This window comes from Exiguobacterium sp. s21, from assembly GCF_018617975.1.
Lineage (GTDB): Bacteria > Bacillota > Bacilli > Exiguobacteriales > Exiguobacteriaceae > Exiguobacterium > Exiguobacterium mexicanum_A.
Genome location: NZ_JACSLF010000003.1, coordinates 22,165 through 47,209 on the forward strand (window position 1 = coordinate 22,165; position 25,045 = coordinate 47,209).

A 25,045-nucleotide genomic window follows, 5' to 3' on the forward strand; every position below is an offset into this window, starting at 1 on the left:
CTTCATCATAGAACGGTGACCTTAGAGCACCACGAGGATTCCATTAGAAAACGATGAGAATCTGCGAAAGGTTTGTCATTTTGCGACGAAGAAAATACTGCCGTCCGGCGCGTTCGCATAACTGCCGATCGACCAACCGTTCATGTCGGCCACTTCCTTGGCGATGGCGAGCCCTAGTCCGCTGCCGCTCCGGTCCCGCGCCTCATCGAGTCGATAAAAGCGGTCGAACAGACGCGCCCTGGCGTCATCGCTCAGCGTCGTCCCATGGTCACGCACTTCAATTCGATTCGGTGTCATCGTCACGTGCGTGTCAGTCGCGTACTTCAAGCTGTTGTCGATGAAGATGACGACGAGCCGTTGCAGCGAATCACGGTGCCCGTACCACGTTCCTGTCGCCTCGATTGGAACCCGGACGCCATGCGAACGCTCGAACCGCTCGGTCAATTGGTCGGCGAGCTCGGCTAATTCAATCGCTTCAGCCTCGATTTCTTCAAGTGAGGAGAAGCGGCTCAGTTCAAGCATCGGTTCAATCAAGTCTTCGCGCATTTGCCGGGATTCGGTCAAAATATGGTCGATCGCCTCGTCACGGACGGCCGGGTCGCTTTGTCCCCAGCGCCGGAGCAGTTTGGCGTACCCTTCGATGACCGTGAGCGGCGTCTTCAGTTCATGTGAAACATCGGCGACGAAACGCCGTTGTTGCTCCATCGATCCTTCGACCCGGCCAATCATTTGATTGAAGCCAGTCGCAAGTGTCGACACTTCGTCTTGGCTCGTCCCGACATCGATGGTCTCAAGGGTTCCCGATTCCGTGATCCGTTCCATCGTCGTCTCGAGCCGGCGGAGCGGGTCGAGTCCCTGGCGCACGATCCACAGGCTGCCGATGAACGTCATCGCCACGGCGATCAAAAAGATGATGAGAAAAATGGTCGCGAGCGTCCGCAGCGTCTCACTCACCGCCGCGTCTTGAAACGCGTAGCCGAGCCCATTCGACGTCGCGATGACGAACCAGTCGTCGATGAGGGCCGGCTCGCCGAAATTGACGGGAAACCGCAATCCTTCCTCGGCCTCTCCGCCGATGATGCCCCAGTCACCGTTCGCTTGCCGTTCGAGCACGACACTGTCCTCGTGTAACGACAAGACGGCCTGGCGATTCCGCTCGTCCTCCTCGAGCAAGCTGAGTGCCTGGCGCAAGACGTCATAGCGGGCGTCGACGATCTGTTGACGCGAGACGAGCCAGGCGACACCGAACGAGGTGATCAGGAGGAACAACATGAACCCCGCCATCGCCAAAGCGATTTTCGTCCGTAGCTTCATCTTATTCACCACGCTTCAACATATAGCCGACGCCTCGGACCGTCTGAATCCAGGAACCACCGAGTTTCTTCCGGACATAGCGGACGTACACATCGACGACGTTCGTGTCCCCATAATAATCGAAGCCCCAGACGTGTTCGACGAGTTGGTCGCGTGTGAGCACGCGTTCGGGATGTTCGAGCAGATAGACGAGCAAATCGAACTCTCTCCGGGTCAAGTCGACTTTTTGCCCTTCGCACATCACTTCATGGCGATTGACGTCGACGGTCAGCCCTTCATACGATAAGACCCGTTCGCTCGTATCGACGTGGACGTGTTGCCGCATCCGTAAGAATGCCCGAATCCGCGCGAGCAACTCTTCCATCTCGAACGGCTTCGTGATGTAATCGTCGGCCCCGAGGTCGAGCCCGCTCACTTTGTCGTAACGGTCCCCGCGTGCCGTCACCATCAATACCGGGAGAAGCGGCTGCTCTTCTTTGACGCGGCGCACGACTTCGAGACCGCTCATCTGCGGCAGCATGACATCGAGCAACATGAGGTCAATCCCACCGGCGAGCGCCAAGTCGAGCCCGGCCCGCCCGTCATGAGCGACCTCGACTTGATAACCGGCATGCATAAGTTCAAGTTCGAGCAGTCTGGCAATTTTAGCATCGTCTTCGACGACGAGAATCGTAGGCATGGCATTCATCCTTTCTCAAAAAAGCGCCGAGCAGTCCGCCCGACGCATCATTCTAAATGTTCCCGGATTCCTCAGTCAAAAAACGGACGAACTGCTTCTGGAATCGCTTGTTCGATACGCAATTCGAGTGAATCGCCCATCCGGTCAAACGTCGTTTCAATCCCTTCCGCCTGAAACGCCAAATCAGTCCCGACTTGAGCGATTTGGTCGAGCCACGCGTTGCCGGTCAAGGTGAATAATAGGAACCCGGCGACCCCTGCCGCCATGAGTGTCAATGCGAGCGCACCGACGGCCACTCTTCGAATCATTCTTCCAATCTTTCCTCTGCTAGTTGAGCGCATAAATCCCTCTCCCTTGTCTATTTTCTTTCTTTACTGTACGGGAGCGAACTGAGAAAGAGCGGTGAAACAGATTAGAATTTGATGAGAAAAAGAGGCCACAGCACGCTGCGACCTCATTCTTCCTCGAGCACCGATTTGGCAATCGGCGCCCAATACGTTCCATCCATGGCAGCGACCTCGGCGAGCGTCGTCCGGTACATGTCGTCCCCGGCCTTCTTCTCGGCGATGCCTTTCATCCATAAGACGTCCGCTTTATACCCTGATTCGGGATACGTCTCGACATAGGCGGCATAGTCTTGGATCTCCGCTTCACCGAGCTTGTTGTCGACGAGCAAGCGATAAAATCCGACCGCCTGTTCTTGACCGGCTTTCGCCTTGCCGACGAGGAGCGCATCGGCTTCCTCGTATCGTTTGTCCGAGACGAGTGTCTCGACTTTAGCGAGCGGGATGACGGTCGGTGCCTCAGGTGACTCGGTCGTCTCGTCCTCGGTTTGGAGCGCCTCGTTCGCTTCTTCAAGCCGGGCGACTTCTTTCTCGAGTTCTTCTAACCGTTTCGCGAGTGCCTCTTCTTCCGTCACCGTCACGACCCGCTCGTCGGAAGCGGACGGCGTCACTGGGGGTGGCGCCTGGTCCGGCCAAAAGGCGAGCGCGACCAGCCCGAGTCCGACGACGAGCGGCAGGCCGAGCCATGTCTTGTCCCACTTGAACGCGTTCTTCCAATCCGACAAGTCCGCATGACCGATGACGGCCGGGGAGAACGAACGAAAGCGGCGCTTGGCCGCCTTCTTTCCGTTCGCCTTCACTTCGAGTGCGAGCCCGAGCCGATGAAACGCCGCCGGCACTTTCATCCCGAGAAGCGGTACGATCCGTTCACTTGCCTCGATATAATAGCCATGATCGAGCAGCGTCGTGACGACCTCGAACTCGTTCGCGACGAGGCGAAACGTCGGGTCGTGCTCGCCTTTTCGGACGAGCCATTCGGTCATATCGATGAGCGGTAGTTCCGCGAGTTCCCGATCTGCGAGTGTCCGTACGTCCATTCGTCAGCCTCGTTCAGGATAGAGCGGGAACTTCGCCGTCAACGCGCGCACGGCTTCATGCGCTTCGGTGAGCACCGCCTCATCTTCATGGTTCGTCAAGACGCGTCCAATCAAACGAGCGACTTCACGCATATCGTCTTCTTTCAATCCGCGTGTCGTCATCGCGGCCGTCCCGACTCGAATCCCGCTCGTCACGAACGGTGAGGCCGGATCGAATGGGATCGTGTTCTTGTTGACGGTGATGCCGGCCGCGTCGAGCGCATGCTCGGCCGCTTTCCCGGTGATATCGATGCCACGGAGGTCGACGAGGAGAAGGTGGTTATCCGTGCCGCCCGATACGATACGGAGTCCCTCTTCTTCTAATCCTTGCGCGAGCACTTGTGCGTTCTTGATGACTTGTGCCTGATAATCTTTGAACTCAGGTTGAAGCGCTTCTCCGAACGCCACTGCCTTCGCAGCGATGACGTGCATGAGCGGACCGCCTTGAATCCCTGGGAAGATCGACTTGTCGATCGCCTTGGCGAACTCCTCTTTACAGAGGATCATGCCGCCGCGTGGACCGCGGAGCGTCTTGTGTGTCGTCGTCGTCACGAAGTGCGCGTGCTCGACCGGGTTCGGATGAAGCCCGGCCGCGACGAGACCGGCGATATGCGCCATGTCGACCATGAGGTAAGCATCGACGCTATCGGCGATCTCACGGAACTTAGCGAAGTCGATTGTCCGCGGGTACGCCGAGGCACCAGCGACGATGAGTTTTGGTTTATGTTCTTTCGCGAGGGCTGCGACAACGTCATAATCGATGTGTTCTGTCTCTTTGTCCACACCGTATTCGACGAAATTGTATTGAACGCCTGAGAAGTTGACCGGACTTCCGTGCGTCAAATGGCCACCGTGCGACAAGTTCATGCCGAGCACCGTGTCACCGGCTTCAAGTACTGTAAAGTAAACGGCCATGTTCGCTTGGGCACCCGAATGCGGCTGCACGTTGGCATGTTCTGCACCGAACAGCTCTTTCGCACGGTCGCGGGCCAAGTTCTCGGCCACGTCGACGAACTCACAACCACCGTAGTAGCGGCGGCCTGGATAACCTTCCGCGTACTTGTTCGTGAGCACGCCTCCTTGCGCTTCCATGACTGCTTCTGAGACAAAATTCTCCGAGGCAATGAGTTCGATGTTCTCGCGTTGGCGACCGAGCTCGTGTTGCATCGCTTCAAACAATTCCGCATCCTGTACTTTCAACTTCGTCGTGTTTACCATGTTGAAACCCCCTCTGAATGTCTAAAAATCAACACCCCCATCGTAACATATGCTTCTTATTTTGGGTATCGTCTAATCAGAGGTCAAGTTGGGTATCATAATGAAGAAGACGATCAGAGGAGGATGTTTATGATTGAGACAAAACAGATTACGATTACCCCGTTTGAACGCGAGCGGACGGTTCGGATTTATACACCTGCGGATTACGACACGACGGACAAACGTTATCCTGTGCTCTATATGCATGACGGCCAGAACGTGTTCGCCGACGAGGACGCGAGCTATAAGATGAGTTGGCGCGCCGGCGAGTATGTGGACGCCTCGAAACGCGACTTGATCATCGTCGGCATCGACAGTGCCCCGGGCGAGATGCGACTCGACGAATACGGACCGTGGGAAAACCCATACATCGGTGAGAGCCTGCTCGGTCAAGACGTGACACTCGGCGGCCAAGGGTCGGCCTACATCGAATATATCGCCCAAGAGTTAAAACCGATGATCGATGCGAACTATCGGACGAATCCGGACGAGACGGCGATGATGGGCAGTTCGATGGGCGGCTTGATCTCGATTTACGCCGCATGTGTCTATCCCGACATCTTCAAACGCGTCGCCTCGCTATCATCGGCGTTCTGGTTCAACCAGACCGAGCTTGAACAGTTAATCGAGTCGAGCGATTTGAGCGGTGTCGAACGTCTATATATGGACGTCGGTCGGAAAGAAGTCGAACAACCGTCAGCGGACGGTCCGACGAACGAAATGTATCTCGAGTCGAGCGAACGCGTCTATGCGCTCCTCCGCGACAAAGTCGACCATATCCGTTTCGAGATCATCGAGGAAGGCGTGCATAACGAGCTCGCTTGGCGTGAACGGTTCCCGATGGTCCTTTCCTACTTGTTCAGTGAAGAGTTATAACGCAAAAAAAAGCCGGTCCTCGCGACCGGCTTTCGTTTATTTCGCTGGATAGTGGGCCCGGGGGCCGCCAATCAGTTTCGGCCGCGTGACGGCGAACGTGACATACGCCTCACCGAGCTGCTTCGCTGATAAGCGGACCGGGATCGCGACCGGCTTCAAATGCATACCGATCAGCGTCGACCCGATATCGATCCCTGCATCCGCTTGAATCGATTCGACGACGCAAGGCGTATCGAAGCTTTCGTACGCTTTCTCCGCCATCGCCCCGCCCGCTGCGCGCACAGGGACGACCGTCACTTCTGTCAAACCGAACTGTTTCTGCGTCCGTCGTTCGACCGTGAGCGCCCGATTAATATGTTCACAGCCTTGAAAGGCGAGATGGACGCCGGTCTTGTCGCGAAACGTCAGAAACGCTTCGATGAAGTCCGACGCCACATCAATCGAGCCCGCTTTCCCAATCGTCTTACCGACGACCTCGCTCGTCGAACAACCGATGACGAGAATCTTGTCCTCATCTAACGGAAACCGTTCGTGCAATTCCGTCAATAAGTTCAAAAGTTCCGCCTTCATCGCTGTCACTTCGTTTCGTAAGCGCTCATCTTATCGACACGGTTCGAGTGGCGTCCGCCCTCGAAATCTGTATCGAGCCATGTCGCCACTAAATCGAGTGCAAGACCCGGTCCGATGACGCGCTCGCCCATCGTCATGATGTTCGAGTCGTTGTGTTGACGTGTCGCTTTCGCGCTGAACGAGTCATGGACGAGTGCCGCCCGGATGCCTTTCACTTTGTTGGCGGCAATGCCGATGCCGATCCCTGTCCCGCAAATCAAGATGCCACGGTCGAACTCACCAGCCGCAACGGCTTCAGCGACCGGAATCGCCACGTCTGGATAATCGATTGACTCGGCCGAGTGTGTGCCGAAGTCCTTATACTCGTGACCAAGCTCTTCCAATAGTCCGATGATGTCTTTTTTCAAGTTAAATCCGCCATGATCGGCGCCAATTGCGATTTTCATTCGTTCATTCCCCCGTCTTCTTTGGTAGGCGTCTCGGTGGTTTTGTCACCTTTGACCCGTCATTCGTCAATTTTAGCACAAGTCGATTCACGAGTGGTTCGAGTTCGTTTCGGACTTGGCGGTAGACGTTCATCGACCCTCCGAACGGGTCATTGATGTCGCGCTCGAGTCCGGTGACGAACTCGTATAACGTGAACGTGCGGTCGGCCAAGTCCGGGTACGTGTCTCGAATCTGTTCACGATGCGCCCGTGTCATCGTCAAGATGACGTCCGCCCAACGTCCGAGGACGTCGTCGAATGTCTGGGTCACGTGATCGAGCTCGATTCCTCGCTCACGCAACACTTGGAGTGCATTTTCTGAGGCGTCGAACCCTTGCATCGTCCGCAGCCCGGCCGAACGAATATCGAACTCGTCCCCCGTGACTTTCGAGCGGAGCAGGGCCATCGCCATTGGGCTTCGGCATGTGTTCCCACTACATATGAATAATACGCGTTTCATTGACATCGCGTGATCCTCCTCTATGTCCTTAAGCCTCTTCCTGTGGACGGATGACTTTACCGCCTGCCGCCTTGTAGAGGCGGTTATATACGGCAAGAGCGACTCCCGTCGGTTCAATCCGATTCACGTAAATCTCTTCTACATCCGTCTCATCAAACTTTCGCAACGCCTCATACAAACGCTGGGCCGCCGTCTCCATCGAAATACCGAGGGAGAGGGTGACGTCCGCCGGGGTCGTCGCTTCATCGAATACGAGTGCGCCAACTCGCTTGCCCGTCGCCTGTCGTGTCGTGATGACACGGACGAGGTCATCGCGTCCTCCTTCGACTAAATAAAGAGGGGCGCTCGGGGCGTAATGGGTGTACTTCATTCCTGGTGATCGTGGCGCAGCTGCTTCATCGCTCAAGTTGGCATCGAGAATGACCGGGCCGATGACCGCCTCAATCGCTTCTTTCGTCACGCCGCCCGGACGTAAAATCGTCGCCGGCTCCGTCGTGCAGTCGATCACGGTCGATTCGACACCGATGCCTGTCGGTCCCCCATCCATAATACCCGCGATTCGGCCAGTCAAATCATCTGCCACGTGCCGGGCTGACGTCGGTGATGGACGTCCAGAACGGTTCGCGCTCGGTGCCGCCAGTCCAAGACCGGACGTACGGATCAATTCTAGCGCGGCCGGATGATTCGGCATTCTGAGTCCAATCGAATCAAGACCAGCCGTCACGAACGAAGACGCTCGGCCGTTCGACGGTAAGATGATGGTCAAGGCACCAGGCCAAAACGCTTCCATCAAGCGTCTGGCGACCGGCGGGATGGTTTGCGCGAAATGCTCGGCCTGTTCGACCGAGGCCACGTGGACGATGAGCGGGTTGTCCGACGGTCTTCCTTTCGCCTCGAAAATCTTTTTGATGGCGACGTCGTTCGTCGCATCTCCGGCGAGTCCGTAGACGGTCTCCGTCGGCATGGCGATCACCTCGCCCGCCTGCAAGAGACGTACCCCTTCCTCAACTTCTGTCGGCTTGATCCATTTCGTTTCCATGCGCAATCCCTTCCCTCACGGCGTAGACGATTCGGTCTTTGCCGTTTATATCTTTTAAAATACCCGTTTCTGCTTCAGGATAACGTTCGGACAGGTACGATTTCACAACTTGTCCTTGATTATACCCGATTTCAAATGCAATCAATTGCCAATCGGCACACAAGACGCGCATCGAGTCGGCGATAATCTTCCGATAAAAATCGAGCCCGTCTGCTCCTCCGAACAAGGCGAGGTGCGGCTCATAGCCTGCGACCGTCTCATCGAGCAGTTCGTCCGCCTCGATATAGGGCGGATTCGAGACGAGCACACGAATCGAGTCGTCGGCAATCGGAGCGAGGCAATCTCCTTCATGGAAGGACACGTCCGCCCCGAGCGCTGTTGCGTTCCGCTTGGCGACAGCAATCGCTTCCCGGGAAATATCGACCGTCTGGACGCGGACACCGAGTTCGAGACTGAGCGTGATGGCGATTGCCCCGCTACCGGTCCCGATATCGACGATGTCATCATCGGCCACGTCGGTCACGTGCTCAACGACCCATTCGATCAACTCTTCCGTTTCCGGACGCGGAATCAAGACGTCTCGATTGACCTCGAACATCCGCCCGTAAAACGGGGCGTGCCCAATCAAATGCTGGACCGGCTCGCCTGCGAGCAGGCGCTCGAATCCTGTTCGGAATTCAGATTCTTCATCATCTGTCAATTCGTCGGATAAACGGATGAGCAGTCCCGTCCGATCGACGTCAAGGACGTGCATGAGCCACCACGCCGCGGTCGAGGCATCGCGCCCCGCGTCAAGAAGTTCCCGCTCCGCTTGCTTCAATCTCGCAGCGATTCGCATCAATCCACGTCCTCCATGAGACGGGCCTGTTCGTCCATGACGAGGGCGTCGATGATATCCTCGAGTTCCCCAGCGAGGACGCGGTCGAGCTTTTGAAGCGTGAGTCCGATGCGGTGATCGGTCACGCGGCTCTGTGGGAAGTTATACGTCCGAATCCGCTCCGAGCGATCCCCTGTCCCGACGGCAGACTTGCGCTGCGCTGACAGTTCTTCGAGGTGTTCGCTCTGCATCTTGTCATAGAGCCGAGCCCGGAGCACTTTGAGTGCTTTGTCTTTATTCTTATGTTGCGACTTCTCATCCTGACATGAGACGACGAGTCCCGAGGGAATGTGCGTCAACCGCACGGCCGATTGGGTCGTGTTGACCGACTGGCCCCCTGGTCCTGACGATGTGAACGTGTCGACACGGACGTCTTTCATATCGATATGCACTTCGACGTCCTCGGCTTCCGGCAATACCGCGACGGTCGCCGTCGATGTATGGATGCGTCCACCCGACTCGGTCGATGGGACGCGTTGAACCCGATGCGCCCCATTCTCGAACTTCAATTTCGAGTAGGCGCCGGTCCCGTTGATTAGGAACGTCACTTCTTTGAAGCCGCCGAGTTCTGTATAGTTGGCGTCGATCAATTCGGTCTTCCAGTTCTGCCGCTCGGCGAAACGCGTGTACATCTTGTACAAGTCGACTGCGAACAGTGCCGCTTCGTCCCCACCGGCCGCTCCGCGAATCTCGACGATGACGTTCTTGTCGTCGTTCGGGTCTTTCGGCAACAGCAAGACGCGAAGTTTCGCCTCGAGCGCCTTCACTTCCGGCTCGAGGAGCGCCATCTCTTCTTTGGCGAGCTCCCGCATGTCGGCATCGAGTGTGCGGTCTTCAAGCATGAGTTTCGCTTCTTTATACGCCGTGCTCGTTTCTTTATAGTGGCGATATACCTGTACCGTCTCCTCGAGTTGGGACTGTTCTTTTGAATATTGTCGTAATTTATTCGCATCGCTGAGCACTTCAGGGTCAGCGAGCATCTCATTTAATTGCATATAGCGTTCTTCTAATACGCTCAAACGGTCAAACATGATGATCCGTCCTTTCTCCGTCAAATCGAACTGTCTTCATTATAGCAAAAAACGAACCGCCGAGGGCGGTCCGTGGACGTCAGTCGGCCACTGTATGGCGGACTGGGCGTGGTTTATTCGGGACGTCATGACAATGGCGGCAACGCGGCTCATACGACTCCGAGGCACCGACCAAGATGACCGGATCCTCGAAACGGGCCGGTTCCCCGTCAATCAATCGTTGCGTCCGGGACGCCGGCGCCCCGCATGACAGACAGATCGCCTGCAGTTTCGTGACGAATTCGGCACGTGACAACAGTTCCGGCATCATTGTGAACGGCTCGCCTCGGAAGTCCATGTCGAGTCCAGCGCAGATGACACGTTTGTCTTCTGACGCCAATTGCTCAATCACATCGACGATCCCTTCGTCGAAGAACTGAACCTCGTCGATGGCGATGACTTGCGTCTCTTCGCGCACCGCATCGTACAAATCTTGACTCGATTGAATCGGTACGGCCACGACCGAATTGCCGCTGTGGGAAACGACGTTTTCCTCATGGTAACGGTCGTCAATCGCCGGTTTGAACACTTGGACAGGGATTTTCCCGTAATGCGCCCGACGGACACGGCGGATCAGTTCCTCCGATTTCCCAGAAAACATACTCCCACAAATCACTTCTATCCAACCGTAACGGTTCGTCACATGCATCATTCTACTTCGCCCTCTCCTTCGTTAATCGCTTTCCGATTATAACCATCTTTCGGTCACAGGAAAAGGGTTGACTTCTGACAAAAATCGGAACGGCATGCTCCCGTCCCGATTTCGCTTCATTCGTCTGCCGCTTCTTCTTGTTTATTATCGATCAAATGCAGTTTTCGAGCGAGCGGTCGAATCGTCAGCCCGTGTAGTGTCACAGAAATAAAGACCAGTCCAATCGTGAGCGGTAGCATTTGCGACGCGTCGTCAATCCCGAGATGCGCCACTTCTTCTGCGAAGAAACCGGCGACTGTCATGGCGACGATGCCACGAGGTGCAATCCATCCGATGAAACCACGTTCGCTGAGCGGAAGCCCGACGCCGATTGTCGATCCATAAATTGCGAGCGGACGAACGAGAAACAAAATGCCGGCAATCGTCAAAAGAAGCGGCCATTGGAAGATGTTGAGCAGTTCATCGCGTGATAACGACGCCGTCAGCAGGATGAACACCGACGAGATGAGCAAGATCGAGATGTCCTCTTTAAATGATTGCAACTCCTCGATGATCTCCTCATCCCGATGTTTCGTGTTCGCCATCGTCATTCCCATCGCCGTCACGGCGAGCAGACCGACTTCGTGCATCATGAATTCACTCAATGAGAACAAGATCAAGACGGCCGTCAACGTGACCGAGGCCCGGAGATAGCGAGGGATTTTCTCACCGACAAACCAGCCCATCAACACGTGCCCGAACAAGTAACCGAGACCGATCCCGACGAGGCAAGCGCCCGCGAACAAGAGTTGCATCCACAAGTCCATTCCTTCATAGACGATATAACCGATGCGGATGACGAACAAACCGAGCAGGGCGCCGACCGGGTCAACGATGATTCCTTCCCATTTCAAAATGGCACCGACCCGACCCTTTAAATGCGCTTGGCGCAATAACGGGATGACGACCGTCGGACCGGTGACGACGAAAAGTGCGCCCATCGTCCAAGCGACGACCCAATGGAGACCTCCGACGTATTGAATCAACAGTGAGGCCCCGACGAACGACAGCGTCACCCCGATCGTCACGATGCGGACGATGGAACGGCGAAATTGATTGATTTCACTGAAATGGAGGCCGAGGCTCCCTTCAAACAAGATGATAGCGACGGCAAAAGAAATGATCGGGCTATACAGTTCACCGAGCAGTTCTCGCGGGTCGAACAATCCGAGCATCGGCCCGGCCAGTACACCGGCGACCGTCATGACGATGATGGCCGGGATTTGATAGCGCCAGGCCAACCATTGTGACAGAATACCGACGCCAATCAATAAACTGATACTAATCAGTATGAATTCCATAAAAGCCCCCTCACGTCAGTCTTTCGTCTCTTTACCCATCAGAAGACAACAAAAAACCGCCAAGGGCAATCCCTAGGCGGTGTGCATACAAGTTGACGATTAACGTTGGTACTTCTTGTTGAAGCGCTCGATACGACCGTCTGCAGATGCGAATTTCTGGCGACCTGTGTAGAACGGGTGCGAGTCAGAAGATACATCGACACGGATGAGTGGGTATTCGTTACCATCTTCCATCGTGATTGTCTCGTTAGAGTAACGAGTCGAACCAGAGATGAATTTGAACTCAGTCGTCGAGTCCATGAATACGACTTTACGGTATTCTGGGTGGATTCCTTGTTTCATTGCTTTTCAACTCCTTCTGCCCTAAGTATTCTTTCAACCTAGAGAAAGTTCACTAGAATATAATAGCACCCGGCTCACGGATTTACAAGTCTGTTTTCGTTTTTTTCACCGGGCGTCGACTCTTTTTCTTATCGGCCTCAAGCGCCGCAAAAAAGTCGAGGTTCGTTTTCGTTTCGCGGACCCGCCGCAAGAACTGATCGACGAAATCTGGCGATTCGTTCATCGTCCGTCGAATCGTCCAAAGCGAGTCGAGCTCGCCTTTGCCGAGCAGCAATTCTTCCTTGCGCGTTCCCGAACGACGGATGTCGATGGCCGGGAAGATTCGGCGTTCCGCGAGCTTCCGGTCGAGATGGAGCTCCATGTTGCCCGTCCCTTTGAACTCTTCATAGATGACGTCGTCCATGCGTGACCCTGTGTCAACGAGCGCCGTACCGAGGATCGTCAAACTGCCGCCGTCCTCGATGTTACGGGCCGCCCCGAAGAACTTCTTCGGTTTATGGAACGCGGCCGGGTCGATTCCGCCGGAGAGCGTCCGCCCGCTCGGTGGGACAGACAAGTTATACGCTCGTGTCAGACGCGTGATCGAGTCGAGCAGAATGACGACATCCTTCTTGTGTTCCACGAGACGCATCGCCCGCTCTAAGACGAGCTCTGAAATCCGGGCGTGGTTCTCCGGTGTCTCATCAAACGTCGAGTAGGCGACGTCTGCGCCCGGCACCGAGCGCTGGATGTCCGTCACTTCTTCTGGCCGCTCGTCAATCAAGAGAATGATCAACTCGACGTTCGGATGGTTCGTCGTGATCGAGTTGGCGATCTCTTTTAAAAGCGATGTCTTCCCGGCTTTCGGCGGGGCGACAATCAACCCACGCTGTCCAAATCCGACAGGCGCGATCATGTCCATGACGCGGACCGACAAGTGATTCGGCTCTGTCTCGAGCACCATCTGCTGTTCCGGGTAAATCGGCGTGAGCGCCGGGAAGTAATCCCGATTCCGAGTCGAGTCGGTCGTCTCACCGTTGACCGCTTCGACACTGAGCAGTCCTTGGAAGCGCTCGTTCTCTTTTGGCTTCCGGACTTTTCCCGTCACAAGGTCGCCGTTACGAAGATTGAAGCGGCGGATTTGTGAGGCGGCGATGTAGATGTCTTCAGACGATTGGGAATAGTTGATTGGTCGGAGGAACCCGAAGCCGCCATCGTTTTGGGACTGCGGGTTCGGCGGGATGATTTCAAGGATGCCTTCGAGGAAGTAAAGATCTTTCGATTCGGCCTGTGATTTTAAAATCCGAAACATGAGCTCGCGCTTGCGTGCTTCACGGTATTGCGGCACGTTCACTTCTTTCGCGATTTCATATAATTCCTTTAACGTCTTCGTCTCGAGTTCTCGAAGCGTATAGTTTTTAGCGGGTTCTGTCGTTTGACTCATTCAAGTCACCTGTCTTTCATGATTCTATATTTCAAAAATAAACGTTCAATCCTCATTCATCTAATCACAATTCTGTCGAGCCGTCACTGTTTGAAAAACGGCTTCATGACAGTCTATTCCCCTATTGTTGAAAACATAACAGTCTTTTCCCTTTCTATGTAACAAACAAGTCTCTATTCTCGCATATTGTTTCAAATATGTTACAAGAAAACCGTTTTTGTCTCGCGATTGAAAAATGCCATCGGTCTTGCGCATGATATAGTTTATTTGCACAGGAAACCGGGTAATATCCGCAACTTGTGCTCGACTATTGTTTACACACATCGATCATATACAGCCACTTAGGGTTTTATTTTAAAAAACGGAGGGAAATACATTATGTTAAAGCGTTTCGCATCTATCATTGTCGCTGCCACTCTCGCTTTCTCGGGTCTTGCTTTCACAACAGGTGAACAAGCAGAAGCCGCTACCGGAACATTCGCTTACTCGAAAGTGAACGGCTTGAACATCCGTACAGCACCGTCGCTCAATTCAAAAGTCACGACAACGATGAACAAAGGCCAACGCTATACATACCTCGGTAAAGTTGGTTCGTTCTACAAAATCAACTATAAAGGGACTCACCGTTATATCTCAGCTTCATCGACTTTCACGTACTTGAAAGCAGCAACTGCAACTGCCACTAAAGTCACAACGTCTTCTGCGTCAAGCGCCCGCACGAAACTCGTAGCCGAGTCGAAGAAGTACCTTGGTACACCTTACCGTTACGGCGGAACTACAACTTCAGGATTTGACTGCTCAGGCTACACAGGTCATGTCTACAAAAAAGCCATCAACAAATCGATTCCACGTGATTCACGTTCGCAATACGCAAACTCGAAAAAAGTTTCGAAGTCAGCGATTCAAGCCGGCGACCTCGTGTTCTTCTCACACAACGGCCGCACGATCCAACACGTTGGAATGGCACTCAGCAAAACACAAATGATCAACTCTGAAACAGGCGGCGTTAAATACGCGAGCTTCACATCAGGTTACTGGGCACCACGTTATGTCGGTGCAGGCACGTACCTCTAATTTAAACGATCAAACGACTCGGTTCATCGGAACCGAGTCGTTTTTTTCGTCTGGACGTTTCGTAACACCGTATCCGTGCTCGTCAACACCGAGAACGTCCCATCCGTCTCCAAGACGACAGCCTCGACTTGATCGAAATCCGTCCCGCTCGATCGAATCGCCTGCAACACTTCAATCTCGAGCACCCGTTCCCGACGCATCGTTTCCTCTAAATATGTCCCGTCATAGTAAAGCAGTGCCGGCGTCGACTTGATCAGTTGATTCACACGTTTCGAGCGGGTCGCCAATTTGGCCATGACGTATTGCATGAACACGAGCGTCGCAAACGCGGTCAGTCCGTTCAGCAGCGGCGTCTGGCGACTCGTGAGTGTCGTCGCCAAAATTGATCCGAGCGCCACGGTGACGATAAAATCGAAGGCGTTCATTTTGGCGAGTGTCCGCTTTCCGGAGACTCGCAAGATGAGGATGATCGCCAAATAGGCCCCCACCCCGGTCAGTATGATTTGTAGCATCGTTCGCAGTTGGTCCATCGTCTCCCTCCTTCTCTACTGCTGTTCCACGAAGCGCATCGATTCAATCCCTGTTCATCTTCCGTTCATCTGGATTCGCTACGATGGAGCCATCACCTTGAAGGAGTTGTTCTACGCCATGGAAAAGATTTGGAGTCTTCGTTTGATTCGCCTCGCCGCTCTGTTCGGCGTCATCGGGACGGCGCTCGGTTCGCATATGTCGGGGGCCGGCAGTTACGCCTTCCGCCCGATTCACGCCCATATCTTGCTCGCCGGTTGGTTATCGGCCTTCGCTTGGGGCGTGTTCTATCGTGTCTATTCGGTCCGAAACCAACTGCTCGTGACGATTCACGGATGGACGGCCGTGCTCGGATCGATTGGATTGACGAGCGGGATGTGGCTCTATACGATGAACCCGTTCCAATGGAATGAGACCGTCACCCTCGTCTATTTCATTATCGGGGGCACTGTCTCATTGATCAGTTTCATTCTCTTTTTGATTGTCACGTTTATGATCGACCAGGACGAGCGGGGTTAAATCCTGCTCGTCATTTTTGTTTTAAGGCGCCGCGCGCATTCGTCGCCGCGAACACGACCATGATGACGCTCATCGCCCCGGCGACGGCGAGTCCAGCCGATAACGCGCTCCAATCGATCGTCGGTTGCGTCAAGACGGCACGCATCCCTTCAAAAATATACGTCGTCGGATTGAACGTCGCCGCCACTTTGAGCCACTCGGCCTCGATCAACTCTTTCGGGACGAACGTCGTCGATAAGAAGATGAGCAGGAAGAATAAGAGCGGACCGGCCTGTGCGGCCTGAGCGTTCCGTGTTTTCAGCGCGACACCGACCGAATACCCGGCAAAGCCAAGACCGAACCCGATGGCGAGCAACACCGTGAACAAGAAACCAGGCAGACCGATCGGAATCGACAAGCCGAGCAAGAACGCGACGCCGAAAATGAGGAGTGTCTGAACGAGCAGTTGCAACATGCCGGCAATCATCGGTCCGAGCACAATCGCCGTCCGCGTCGCTGGCGTGAGGAGCAACCGGGCGAAGTACCCGCTCTCGATATCCCGGACGAGCGCTTGTCCCGTCCCACCGGCCCCACCGACCGCCCCCGAGACGATGGAGACCGGTAAGATGAAGTTCAAATAAGCGCTCCCTTCAAACTGAGGAAGCGACGCGACGCTCGACAGTCCGCTCGTGTAAACCAGTAAGAAGAAGACAGAGATGATCAAGTTCGGGATGAACGAGAACGGATTTCGAATCGTCGTGACGAGACTCCGTTTCGTGAAGAGCCATGTCTCAGTCCGCATCGGGCACACCACCTTCGTATGATTCCCCGGTCACTTTTAAAAAGACGTCATCGAGCGACGGCTGTTTCACGATCAGACGTTCTGGTTGAAGCGACCGTTCATCGAGTTGGCGCACGACTTCCATCAGCGTACGATTGACGAGCTCGAATGCCACGTGTTGCCCGATCGCCGTATGACCGAACAGCGCAGCGGCTGCGGCCGTCTCTTCTAAGTACTGAGTCGTCAAAGAAATCGTTGTGCCGAACTCTTCGTTGAGCCGTCTCACCTCGTTCCAAATCTCGATGCGGCTCGCCGGATCGAGCCCGGTCGTCGGTTCATCTAAAAACAACACGGTCGGGCGATGGACGAGCGTGAGCGCTAAATCGAACCGACGCCGCATCCCGCCCGAATATGTGCCGCTTCTCCGGTCGGCCGCTTCGGTGAGCGAGACGACACGAAGCAGTTCCTCGGCGCGCATCTCCGCCTCTTGTTTGGTCGTCTTGAACAATCGCCCTTGCAGGACGAGCAGTTCCCGCCCGGTCAATACTTTGTCGATCCCGGTCTCTTGCAGGGCGACACCGATGGACAACCGGACGTCTTTCTCTTGCTTGACGACATCGAATCCGTTCACCCGCGCCTTCCCTTCGGTCGGCCGGACGAGCGTCGTCAACATTTGCACGGTCGTCGACTTCCCGGCCCCGTTCGGTCCTAAAAATGCGAAGATTTCCCCTTCCTGGACCGAGAACGAGATGCCATCGACGGCAGGGACATCTCCGAACGTCTTGACGAGTGACTCCACTTCAATCATCCTCACACACCTCCTGCCCCTCCTTTCCCTTTCTGCGTGCATTGTAAATATGTAGGAACACATCAAAAAAGCCGCGGACATCACGTCCGCGACTCGAGAGAATTAAGGTTTCATGACCATTTTCGGTTTTTTCTTCAAGGAGTGGATGCCTTCGACGAAACGGACCGTCCCCGACTTGGCACGCATGACGACCGAATGTGTCTGACCGCCTTGTCCGGTGAACTGAACGCCGCGGAGCAACTCCCCGTCCGTCACGCCCGTCGCCGCGAAGATGCAATCCTCACCTTTGACGAGGTCATCTAGAAGCAAAATCCGGCCCGTGTCGGCGATGCCCATGTCTTGGCAACGCTTCTCTTGGGCTTCGTCTTCAGGAAGCAGACGGCCTTGGAAATCACCGCCGAGGCACTTCATCGCGACGGCCGCGATGACACCTTCCGGCGCACCGCCCGAACCGAGCAATAAATCGACCCCCGTTTTCGGGAACGCCGTGTTGATGGCCGCGGCCACGTCACCGTCTGGAATTAATTTGATGCGAGCACCGGTCGCCCGGACGCGTTGAATCATCTCTTCGTGACGGTCACGATGTAAGATCGTCACGACGACGTCTTCGACGTTCTTGTTCTTCGCCTTGGCGACGATGGCGATATTCTCTTCAATCGAATTGTCGAGACTGATCAATCCAGCCGCTTCCGGACCTACGGCAATCTTGTCCATATACATGTCCGGCGCGTGGAGCAAATCACCGGCATCGGCGACAGCGAGGACGGCGAGCGCTCCCCACGTCCCCGTCGCGACGATGCTCGTCCCTTCGAGCGGGTCGACGGCGACGTCGAGGCGTGAGCCGTAGCCGTTCCCGACTTTTTCACCGATATAGAGCATCGGCGCCTCATCCATCTCACCTTCACCGATGACGACAACCCCTTTCATCGGGATCGTATCGAACACTTCACGCATCGCGGTCGTCGCCGCGTCGTCCGCTTCTTCTTTCAAGCCTCTACCCATCCAGCGAGCCGAAGATAGCGCTGCCGCTTCTGTGACTCGGACCAATTCCATTGATAAACTACGTTCCACCCGAATTCTCCCCTTTGTTACTCGGACACCTCATCGACCCAGGCGAGGGCGCCGAGTTGTTTTAGTTTGCCGACGAAATCGACATAAGAATCGTTCAATTTTTCCGCATGGATCACCGTGGATTCACCACTCGCTTGAAGTCCTGCCAAGACGAGTGCCGCCCCGCTCCGTGCGTCCGCACATTCCATTTCCGCATTGGCGAGTGTCGTCCCACCACGGATGACGGCCGAAGCGTCCTCGAGCGTGATCTGTGCGTTCATCCGTCGCATTTCCGCGATATGGCGGAAACGTTGGGCGTACAGTTTATCCGTGACGACACTCGTCCCGTCTGCTTTCAACAGCGCGGCCGACATGATTGGTTGCAGGTCGGTCGGATATCCCGAATAGTGGAAGACGCGAATATCGATTGGCTGGAAGGCGTTCGCCCGTACTGTAATCGATTCTTCGTCCACTTCGACTTCAGCCCCGTAATCCATCAACTTTTGGATGACACCTTCTAAGTGGGTCGGGATGACGTTTCGAACCGTCACTTCCCCTGCCACAGCACCAAAAATCATGAATGTCCCGGCCTCTAAGCGGTCAGGAATGAGCGTGTGCGTGCAGCCGTGTAATTTGTCGACCCCTTTAATGCGAATCTCATCGGTCCCTGCCCCGATGACATGTGCCCCCATCGAAGTGAGCATCGTCGCGACGTCGACAATTTCCGGGTCGATGGCCGCGTTCTCGATGACGGTCGTCCCCTCAGCGAGCACGGCCGCGAGCATGGCACTTACCGTCGCCCCGAACGAGCGAAGGTCGAGATAAATTCGATTCCCTTCCAATTTTTCGGCGTTCACATGGTAGAGTCCCGATTCGTTCTCGACTTTAATCCCGAGACGTTCGAGTGCTTTCAAATGTAAATCGATCGGTCGTGGACCAATCGCATATCCACCGGGAAGCCCGACGGCCCCTTTCCCAAAACGAGCCGCAAACACCCCGAGCAAATAGACAGCGGCTCGGACTTTACGCGTTTCTGAGCCGAGTAGCGGCATGGCGACAGCGTCTTTCGCATGAAGCGTCATCCGCTCCCCGTCCCGTTCAATCGCGACCCCGAGTTCTTGTAATAGACTGAGCATCACTTCGACGTCCTCGATCACGGGGACGTTCTCAATCGTCACCGGTTCTTCCGTCAACAGTGCTGCGACGAGACAAGGCAAGGCGCTCTGTTTGGCACCGCTAATGTCAACTGTTCCTTCAAGCTTTTGCTGTCCTACGATATGGAGAATTTCCACGATGATCAAACCTTTCTGCGACAAACTTATTTGGATTGAGCGTTGTTCCAATCCGCTAAGAATTGCTCGATCCCTTTGTCAGTGAGCGGATGTTTCATCATCTGTTCGATGACTTTATATGGTACCGTGGCGATGTCAGCGCCAAGAAGGGCCGCCTTCGTCACGTGGACCGGATGGCGAACGGAAGCTGCGATGATTTCTGTCTCGATGCCATGGATGGCAAAGATATTGGCAATCGTCTCGACAAGATCGAGGCCATCTTGACCGATATCATCCAAACGACCGATGAATGGTGAGACGTATGACGCGCCGGCCCGAGCCGCAAGTAAGGCTTGGTTAGCGTTAAAGATGAGTGTCACGTTCGTCTTGATGCCGAGCTGTGAAAACGTATTGACCGCTTCCATCCCTGCTGGCGTCATCGGTACCTTGACAGTAATATTCGGCGCGATGGCCGCAAGTTCCTTTCCTTCTTCCACCATACCCGCTGCGTCGAGCGCAATAACTTCCGCACTGACTGAGAGATCCCCGACGATCTCACAGATTTCGCGTAGCCGCGTATGGAAATCGACGCCTTCTTTGGCGACGAGCGATGGATTCGTCGTCACGCCCCCGATGACGCCCATCTGATGAGCTTTCTTGATGTCTTCCACGTTTGCCGTATCAATGAAAAAACGCATGTACAATTCCTCCTCGAATGGTGTTGTGATCGCTTACACTTCTTATTATGAGGAAATTGTCATGGAATTGCTACACCCTTTACGTTAAGGCGGCGGTGTCGAACGTCAAGCCGATGAGCGCTCCATGAAAAAAGCCGGTTCTCACAGGGAGAACCGACTGATGTGACAGGATTATGCTTGGTTGCTTGAACCGAACTCACGCATTTTGCCAGTAACAACGTTGTAGATCGCTTCGACACCAGGGCCGATGACTTTACGTGGGTCATATACTTTCGAGTCTGTGTTGAGCTTCTCACGTACGGCACGAGTCCATTCTTGTTGGCACTCTGTGTTCACGTTGATTTTGCTGTGACCGAGCTCGATTGCTTTTTTGATTTGGTGTTCAGGGATCCCTGAACCGCCGTGAAGAACGAGTGGAGTTTTTGTCGCTTCTGCGATTTCTTCCATCTCTTTGAAGCCGAGTTTTGGCTCGCCTTGGTATTCTCCGTGTACAGAACCGAGTGCTGCCGCAAGAGCGTCAACTTTCGCTTCTTTGACGACGCGTACACACTCGTTGAGGTCAGCGTATTGTACGCCGCCGATGACGCCGTCTTCTTCGCCGCCGACTGTGCCGACTTCTGCTTCAACTGAAGCGCCTTTAGCGTGTGCGTATTCAACGACTTGTTTCGTCATTTCGATGTTCTCTTCGATCGGGTGGTGTGAACCATCGATCATAACAGATGTGAAACCAGCGTCAATCGCTGCTTTACACTTGTCGAAAGATGAACCGTGGTCGAGGTGGATTGCAACTGGAACAGTGATGTTGTAGTCGTGCATGAGACCTTCAGTCATTTTAACAACTGTTGTGAAGCCACCCATGTACTTCGCTGCACCTTCTGATACACCGAGGATAACTGGTGATTTCTCGTCTTCCGCAGCGCGAAGAATCGCTTGCGTCCACTCGAGGTTGTTGATGTTGAATTGGCCGACTGCATACTTGCCTTCGAATGCTTTGTTAAGCATTTCTGTCATTGATACTAATGGCATAATGACATCCTCCTGTCTGTTCGCTATTGTGCACTTTGGGAAAAATGCCCCCGTGCAATTCGTTCCCATTATAACACACGTCGAAACGTGTGCCTATGCTATTCAGGCATAGAAATAGCTCTGCGCAAGCGTTTACATATGTCATCTTCGTGACGAATTACTCAATTTTCAAGACTTCTTTCACTTTTTCAATCATGCTATAAATATCAAATGGTTTCTCAAATTGCGCAGTAATGCCTAGCCGTTGCACTTCTTCGAGCGTCGATTTTTCTCCGAACGCGGTCATGATCATGACCGGGGTATCGATGTCTCGTTGGCGCATGTTGCGAAGCACCTCGTGGCCGAACATGCGCGGCATATTCATATCGAGCAATACTAAGTCATATCCGTTCTGTTCGAGCTTTTCCCAGGCGCTCAGTCCGTCGTTCGCCGTGTCGACCTCTATACCGAGGTTTTGAAATACTTGAGCCAACATCAACCGAATCCCGTCTTGGTCGTCTGCGATCAACATCCGTGACATCCATCTACCTTCTCTCCATAGTTTGCAATACCCTAACCATACCAAATCCGATTTCATTTGGCGACGCGACGATTTTGAAATCAAGGCAACGGGACGATGATTGCTTCTTCCGTTCGTTCCTTTTTCAATGGAGCTAGAACCTCGGATTCAGTTACCGCTTCATAGGCGGTCACCCGTTGTTCGTCCTTGACGTACACTTTCAAAAATCTACCTTCACTCAGTCGTCCCGGCATTTTGATTGTGAGCGGGCGTTTCTTGATTACTTCATACGTATAGTCTTATTTGGTTCCGCCGCTCCTCGACTGGGCACTTTCGCATCATATTATGTCGGCGAAAAGGCGATTTATGTTTATCCACCGCCATCCGAGTAATAGAAGAAGGACGCTGCCTCCAATGGTCAACATTCGTTTCATCGCACATTCCCGTGTTTCTTACATGATGATTTCTTCTTCCCGTCTATTTCTATTTTGTAAACGTCTTTTCCATTCAAATCAGCAACATGCAAAGGATGTGTAGAGATTGATTAGTTGAACGCTTATCTTTTTGATGCATATATAGGATTTTCACAAGGGACAGCGAATATCATAGATTATAAAACAAGGAGGATGCTTATGAAAAAATGGTTGCTCTTACTTCTGTTTTTGGCTGTCAGTGGAGGAATTTGGTTGATGGCAAGACCTCCTGATGGTGATTTAGACGCGTTCAGTCAAACTCTACTAGGCCAAGTAAAGACAAATACACCATTGAACATTGAAGGAGTTTCTGTTCCATCTGCCCTTTCAGAAGAACTGTTAGACCGAGAAGACGTCGAACGTGTGAAAGAAGAACAAGATTACACGACTTTTTGGATCAACAATCGCTATTTTTCTTATCAAGCCATGGATGGTTCAAAACAATTAGCTGAAATCACGGTGAGTGGTTCAATCGACACACTCACCCGGCAAACATTTGTCGATGCACTCGGTGCACCGAGCTATGAACAAGATATTGTGCTTTCACGACTTTATGAGTTCCCATACCAGAATTCACTGATTGTCATCGAGGAAAGCAAAGGCTTCCTTGGTATAGGGGGCGGTCAGATTCGAGCGATTCGAATCGTGCCACAGTAAGTGCTCGCAAGTCCTCGTTTTCGACACTCTTTTGCATATGATGGCATATCCAAATAAAGAGCGTCTTCCATTGCTGGATGACGCTCCTCATTCAAAACCTAATGGTGTGTTTTCACGCGTCTTCTTATTGAATCAGAAGATGCGTTTTCAATCGACCGTCACAGGGACGATGGCGAGATCAATCTCTTTCTCGACTTCGGACCGCTCTTCAGCGAGACGAGCATCCGACCATTTGAAGACGTCAGCCATGCAACGGAGCACGCCATCTTTATGGTCGCGGACGAAATCGATGTCGAAGAACATCGCCCCGGTCCGGCGGACGAGGAAGTCGATGGCCCGAACGACCGACTCTTCTTCGATGCCGTACATGAGTTGTGCATAGACGTACTCTGGAAGGTCGTACGCGTTCGAGTCCATCCGCTCGATGACACGATCGATGTTCGATCCGTATAGACGAACGAGCTGCTCGGCTTTGACGTCATCGAGACCAAGGTTTTTCAGTTCTGCCTTCTTCTTCGTCAAGAAGTCATCGAACCCTTTCGAGCCACCGACATGGCCGCCCGACATCGGCATATGCTTCGTACGCGAGGCGAGGAAGACGATACCTTCTTCTTGTTTGAGCAGTTTCGCCACCAAATCGACGACCGTCTCTGACATCTTGCGGTAACCCGTCAACTTCCCACCGGCAATCGTAATCAAACCGCTCTCTGACTGCCAGACCTCATCTTTACGTGAAATCTCAGACGGGTCTTTGCCTTCTTCATAGATGAGCGGACGAATCCCGGCCCAGCTCGACTCGACGTCGTCTGCCGTCACGTTGACATCTGGGAACATATAGTGAATCGCCTCTAAAATATAATCACGATCCTCGGTCGTCATACGTGGGTGAGCCTTATCCTTATCGAAGAACGTGTCCGTCGTCCCGACGTACGCCTTGCCGTCACGTGGAATCGCGAACACCATCCGTCCGTCCGGTGTATCGAAGTAAATCGCTTGCTTGAGCGGGAATTTCGATTGGTCGATGACGAGGTGAATCCCTTTCGTCAAACGAAGCATCTTCCCTTTGTTCGAGCCATCCTGCTCGCGGAGCACGTCGACCCAAGGACCGGTCGCGTTGATGACTTTCTTCGCATAGACCTCATACGTCTTGCCGTCGATTTGGTCCTCGACGTGCACGCCGACGACTTTGCCTTGCTCATAGATGAGACCGGTCACTTTCGAGTAGTTCATTAAGAGGGCACCGTGATTGGCCGCCTCTTTCGCAACTTCAATCGTCATCCGAGCGTCATCCGTCCGATATTCGACGTAATATCCGCCACCGACAAGACCGTCTTTTTTGACGAGCGGTGCTTTTTGAATGACTTCATCCGGTTTCAACATCAACCGGCGCTCTGCGCGTTTGACGCCGGCCAAGAAGTCGTACACCATCAAGCCGACCGCGGTCGAAAGTGGTCCGAACGTGCCGCCTTTATGCATCGGCAACAGCATGCGCTCCGGTGTCGTGACGTGTGGCCCGTTCTCATAGACGATTGCCCGCTCTTTACCGACTTCGGCGACGAGTGCGACTTCGAACTGTTTCAAATAACGTAAACCTCCGTGGACGAGTTTCGTCGAGCGGCTCGACGTTCCGGCCGCGAAGTCTTGCATCTCGAGTACGGCCGTCTTCATCCCACGGGATGCGGCATCGAGCGCAATCCCGGCACCAGTGATGCCTCCGCCGACGACGAGAATATCATGGCGTTCCCCCGTCAATTGTTCGTATCGTTTGGCACGTTCTTTCGCTGAGAAATTTCTGATTTCCATCTTGTCCCCTCCTATAATGAATCCGGTCAGATGTATATGAAAAGAGACCACAACAAAACAAGGCTTCGCCCCCCA

At 53.9% G+C, this 25,045-nt stretch carries 29 protein-coding genes; 4 read left to right on the top strand and 25 right to left on the bottom strand.

Annotated elements, in window-relative coordinates:
- Positions 1–75: 75 nt before the first annotated feature.
- The 5 genes from KNP06_RS04670 to glyA all read right to left on the bottom strand — a co-directional run bounded on the left by KNP06_RS04670 (position 76) and on the right by glyA (position 4,631).
- Positions 76–1,314, bottom strand: a complete 1,239-nt coding sequence (locus KNP06_RS04670) for a sensor histidine kinase (RefSeq protein WP_214711102.1) — start codon at positions 1,312–1,314, stop codon at positions 76–78.
- Between the two features lies 1 nt (position 1,315).
- A complete protein-coding gene (locus tag KNP06_RS04675; RefSeq protein ID WP_114165163.1) occupies positions 1,316–1,993 on the bottom strand; it encodes a response regulator transcription factor in 678 nt (225 codons plus the stop codon).
- A 71-nt stretch (positions 1,994–2,064) separates the two neighbouring features.
- Entirely contained in the window at positions 2,065–2,301 is a 237-nt protein-coding gene (locus KNP06_RS04680; protein ID WP_034779230.1) for a hypothetical protein, read from the bottom strand.
- 146 nt (positions 2,302–2,447) lie between these two features.
- The gene (locus KNP06_RS04685) at positions 2,448–3,374 is read right to left on the bottom strand and encodes a hypothetical protein (protein ID WP_214711101.1); all 927 of its coding nucleotides are present in this window, start codon (positions 3,372–3,374) and stop codon (positions 2,448–2,450) included.
- 3 nt (positions 3,375–3,377) lie between these two features.
- The gene (gene glyA, locus KNP06_RS04690; RefSeq protein WP_138858774.1) at positions 3,378–4,631 is read right to left on the bottom strand and encodes a serine hydroxymethyltransferase; all 1,254 of its coding nucleotides are present in this window, start codon (positions 4,629–4,631) and stop codon (positions 3,378–3,380) included.
- Positions 4,632–4,760: 129 nt separating this feature from the next.
- On the opposite strand from glyA, the gene KNP06_RS04695 reads away from it, so the two are divergent.
- The gene (locus KNP06_RS04695; protein WP_214711100.1) at positions 4,761–5,546 is read left to right on the top strand and encodes an alpha/beta hydrolase; all 786 of its coding nucleotides are present in this window, start codon (positions 4,761–4,763) and stop codon (positions 5,544–5,546) included.
- Positions 5,547–5,582: 36 nt separating this feature from the next.
- Here the strand turns inward: KNP06_RS04695 and KNP06_RS04700 are convergent, their stop codons facing one another.
- From KNP06_RS04700 to rho, 10 genes are all read right to left on the bottom strand, one after another.
- Complete coding sequence (locus tag KNP06_RS04700; RefSeq protein ID WP_214711099.1) at positions 5,583–6,125, bottom strand: TIGR01440 family protein; 543 nt, start codon at positions 6,123–6,125, stop codon at positions 5,583–5,585.
- Positions 6,122–6,562 (bottom strand): ribose 5-phosphate isomerase B, encoded by a 441-nt coding sequence (gene rpiB, locus KNP06_RS04705; RefSeq protein WP_021066115.1) that lies wholly within the window; start codon positions 6,560–6,562, stop codon positions 6,122–6,124. Before rpiB ends, KNP06_RS04700 begins: the two co-directional genes overlap by 4 nt.
- A gap of 4 nt (positions 6,563–6,566) precedes the next feature.
- Entirely contained in the window at positions 6,567–7,067 is a 501-nt protein-coding gene (locus tag KNP06_RS04710; RefSeq protein ID WP_034779240.1) for a low molecular weight protein arginine phosphatase, read from the bottom strand.
- 22 nt (positions 7,068–7,089) lie between these two features.
- Positions 7,090–8,100 (bottom strand): L-threonylcarbamoyladenylate synthase, encoded by a 1,011-nt coding sequence (locus KNP06_RS04715; protein WP_034779243.1) that lies wholly within the window; start codon positions 8,098–8,100, stop codon positions 7,090–7,092.
- Positions 8,066–8,938: a peptide chain release factor N(5)-glutamine methyltransferase gene (gene prmC, locus KNP06_RS04720; protein ID WP_214711160.1), complete on the bottom strand. Its 873-nt coding sequence runs from the start codon at positions 8,936–8,938 to the stop codon at positions 8,066–8,068. Before prmC ends, KNP06_RS04715 begins: the two co-directional genes overlap by 35 nt.
- Positions 8,938–10,008, bottom strand: a complete 1,071-nt coding sequence (prfA, locus tag KNP06_RS04725; RefSeq protein ID WP_214711098.1) for a peptide chain release factor 1 — start codon at positions 10,006–10,008, stop codon at positions 8,938–8,940. Before prfA ends, prmC begins: the two co-directional genes overlap by 1 nt.
- Before the next feature lie 79 nt (positions 10,009–10,087).
- Positions 10,088–10,699, bottom strand: a complete 612-nt coding sequence (locus KNP06_RS04730; protein ID WP_021066110.1) for a thymidine kinase — start codon at positions 10,697–10,699, stop codon at positions 10,088–10,090.
- Between the two features lie 116 nt (positions 10,700–10,815).
- Positions 10,816–12,039 carry a cation:proton antiporter gene (locus KNP06_RS04735; protein ID WP_214711097.1) on the bottom strand — a complete coding sequence of 408 codons (1,224 nt, stop codon included), beginning with the start codon at positions 12,037–12,039 and terminating at the stop codon, positions 10,816–10,818.
- Positions 12,040–12,138: 99 nt separating this feature from the next.
- Positions 12,139–12,381 carry a type B 50S ribosomal protein L31 gene (locus KNP06_RS04740; protein ID WP_021066109.1) on the bottom strand — a complete coding sequence of 81 codons (243 nt, stop codon included), beginning with the start codon at positions 12,379–12,381 and terminating at the stop codon, positions 12,139–12,141.
- 82 nt (positions 12,382–12,463) lie between these two features.
- The gene (gene rho, locus KNP06_RS04745; RefSeq protein ID WP_021066108.1) at positions 12,464–13,804 is read right to left on the bottom strand and encodes a transcription termination factor Rho; all 1,341 of its coding nucleotides are present in this window, start codon (positions 13,802–13,804) and stop codon (positions 12,464–12,466) included.
- 378 nt (positions 13,805–14,182) lie between these two features.
- On the opposite strand from rho, the gene KNP06_RS04750 reads away from it, so the two are divergent.
- On the top strand, positions 14,183–14,878 hold the full coding sequence (locus tag KNP06_RS04750) for a C40 family peptidase (protein ID WP_214711096.1): 696 nt from the start codon (positions 14,183–14,185) through the stop codon (positions 14,876–14,878).
- A 23-nt stretch (positions 14,879–14,901) separates the two neighbouring features.
- Here KNP06_RS04750 and KNP06_RS04755 read toward each other — a convergent pair whose 3' ends face one another.
- Positions 14,902–15,408, bottom strand: coding sequence for a DUF421 domain-containing protein (locus KNP06_RS04755; protein ID WP_138858767.1), 507 nt, complete (start codon positions 15,406–15,408; stop codon positions 14,902–14,904).
- Positions 15,409–15,526: 118 nt separating this feature from the next.
- On the opposite strand from KNP06_RS04755, the gene KNP06_RS04760 reads away from it, so the two are divergent.
- Positions 15,527–15,925: a hypothetical protein gene (locus KNP06_RS04760; protein WP_214711095.1), complete on the top strand. Its 399-nt coding sequence runs from the start codon at positions 15,527–15,529 to the stop codon at positions 15,923–15,925.
- A 10-nt stretch (positions 15,926–15,935) separates the two neighbouring features.
- On the opposite strand, the gene KNP06_RS04765 is transcribed toward KNP06_RS04760, so the two are convergent.
- The 8 genes from KNP06_RS04765 to KNP06_RS15395 form a co-directional block, all read right to left on the bottom strand.
- A complete protein-coding gene (locus KNP06_RS04765) occupies positions 15,936–16,706 on the bottom strand; it encodes an ABC transporter permease (RefSeq protein WP_214711094.1) in 771 nt (256 codons plus the stop codon).
- The gene (locus KNP06_RS04770) at positions 16,696–17,493 is read right to left on the bottom strand and encodes an ABC transporter ATP-binding protein (protein ID WP_214711093.1); all 798 of its coding nucleotides are present in this window, start codon (positions 17,491–17,493) and stop codon (positions 16,696–16,698) included. The genes KNP06_RS04765 and KNP06_RS04770 overlap by 11 nt, the downstream gene beginning before the upstream one ends.
- Before the next feature lie 102 nt (positions 17,494–17,595).
- On the bottom strand, positions 17,596–18,564 hold the full coding sequence (gene glpX / locus KNP06_RS04775) for a class II fructose-bisphosphatase (protein ID WP_214708438.1): 969 nt from the start codon (positions 18,562–18,564) through the stop codon (positions 17,596–17,598).
- Positions 18,565–18,581: 17 nt separating this feature from the next.
- Complete coding sequence (gene murA, locus KNP06_RS04780; RefSeq protein ID WP_034780140.1) at positions 18,582–19,835, bottom strand: UDP-N-acetylglucosamine 1-carboxyvinyltransferase; 1,254 nt, start codon at positions 19,833–19,835, stop codon at positions 18,582–18,584.
- A gap of 26 nt (positions 19,836–19,861) precedes the next feature.
- The gene (fsa, locus tag KNP06_RS04785; RefSeq protein WP_128123504.1) at positions 19,862–20,512 is read right to left on the bottom strand and encodes a fructose-6-phosphate aldolase; all 651 of its coding nucleotides are present in this window, start codon (positions 20,510–20,512) and stop codon (positions 19,862–19,864) included.
- Between the two features lie 171 nt (positions 20,513–20,683).
- Entirely contained in the window at positions 20,684–21,538 is an 855-nt protein-coding gene (gene fba / locus KNP06_RS04790) for a class II fructose-1,6-bisphosphate aldolase (protein ID WP_214711092.1), read from the bottom strand.
- A 157-nt stretch (positions 21,539–21,695) separates the two neighbouring features.
- Positions 21,696–22,058 carry a response regulator gene (locus KNP06_RS04795; RefSeq protein ID WP_232819456.1) on the bottom strand — a complete coding sequence of 121 codons (363 nt, stop codon included), beginning with the start codon at positions 22,056–22,058 and terminating at the stop codon, positions 21,696–21,698.
- 80 nt (positions 22,059–22,138) lie between these two features.
- On the bottom strand, positions 22,139–22,261 hold the full coding sequence (locus KNP06_RS15395; RefSeq protein ID WP_285801368.1) for a hypothetical protein: 123 nt from the start codon (positions 22,259–22,261) through the stop codon (positions 22,139–22,141).
- Between the two features lie 408 nt (positions 22,262–22,669).
- Between KNP06_RS15395 and KNP06_RS04800 the strand changes: the two genes are divergently transcribed.
- Positions 22,670–23,167, top strand: a complete 498-nt coding sequence (locus tag KNP06_RS04800; protein ID WP_214711091.1) for a hypothetical protein — start codon at positions 22,670–22,672, stop codon at positions 23,165–23,167.
- Between the two features lie 147 nt (positions 23,168–23,314).
- Here KNP06_RS04800 and KNP06_RS04805 read toward each other — a convergent pair whose 3' ends face one another.
- Complete coding sequence (locus tag KNP06_RS04805) at positions 23,315–24,970, bottom strand: glycerol-3-phosphate dehydrogenase/oxidase (RefSeq protein WP_251129661.1); 1,656 nt, start codon at positions 24,968–24,970, stop codon at positions 23,315–23,317.
- Positions 24,971–25,045: the final 75 nt, after the last annotated feature.